This window comes from Companilactobacillus halodurans (genome assembly GCF_009600985.1).
Taxonomy (GTDB): Bacteria; Bacillota; Bacilli; order Lactobacillales; family Lactobacillaceae; genus Companilactobacillus; species Companilactobacillus halodurans.
Window position 1 is genome coordinate 1 of the sequence record NZ_VDFP01000230.1, and the last position, 1,128, is coordinate 1,128.

Below are 1,128 nucleotides of genomic sequence, written 5' to 3' on the forward strand. Positions count from 1 at the left end.
GACCAGACTTCATGCCCACGACCGCTGAAATTTCAATTTCCTTGGTTTATGATAAAAACACTCGCAAAGTTCTAGGCGCACAAATGATGTCTAACCACGAGATTTCTCAATCAGCTAATACCATTTCCGTAGTCATTCAAAATGGCAACACGATTGACGAATTAGCCTTTCTCGATATGTTGTTCTCACCTAACTTTGATGACCCATTCAATTATTTGAACTTAGTAGCTCAAGTAGCCGTTGACCAAGAACATGGCTATTGGAGAAAGTAATATCGAGAGTGGAACAAAACATGTTCAGCTTTCGAGCATTAAGGCAAATGTCCCCAGTAATCCGATTTTGGATTGCTGGGGACATTTGTTTTAAGCGGAAAAAGCTATGTTTTGTTCCACGTTTATGCTGCATGTTTAAAGACGACAATAGTTTTGTCCCAAACTCTTCTTTTTCACCCTTCGGCCATGTTATTGAAACTAACAGCAGTTTCAACATTAATACTTAATAACATCCCTACTTTTCAACATTAATAAATGAACGTGCTGGAACTCTCAATACTCGATATTCCATTGCATAGCGATTAGCTTTTAATCCTAATCCATTGATGAAATTATTCTTGTACTTAGCTTGCACCGTAATTACATACGCATCTTGATACTTCGCATCTAACTTCTTGATTTTCTTCATTGGCCAATTCAAATGTAAGCCAGAGACAGTGAAAGGTAATGTAGCATCTGAAATCGTTGCATTACGACTAGATACTGTGTAAGTTGAATTATTGATCCAATATTGATAAACATCTGTGGCGGTATTAGATTCTTTTTTATCTATCTTTACGTAATAACCTTGTCCATCATTAGTTGTTTGGACAATCATTGGCTCGTATTTATATGAAACTGCTACTTCATTTTTATCAGTTAAATCGACTTTGGTAAATAAACTTGTATATAACAGACCACTCACAGCCAAAATAACGACTAAAATCTCCACCAGGTCAATCAAAATTGTTGCCCCAGTAATTTTACCCTTTTTAACTACTAAAATTTTTAAATGACGATTTCTAATATTAAATACTACAAAGATCAATAGCGCAATAACAATGATCCACGCTATAATTCCCACAAAATTCCTAGA

The 1,128-nt window shown here is 35.4% G+C and carries 1 protein-coding gene and 1 pseudogene; one reads left to right on the forward strand and one right to left on the reverse strand.

The features are described from left to right. Nucleotides 1–272, forward strand: a pseudogene (locus tag FHL06_RS13830) (NADH oxidase); the annotation flags it as partial. Between the two features lie 235 nt (nt 273–507). Here the strand turns inward: FHL06_RS13830 and FHL06_RS14495 are convergent. Further along, a partial coding sequence (locus FHL06_RS14495; protein ID WP_192918026.1) for an LVIS_2131 family protein occupies nt 508–1,128 on the reverse strand: 621 nt, incomplete at its 5' end.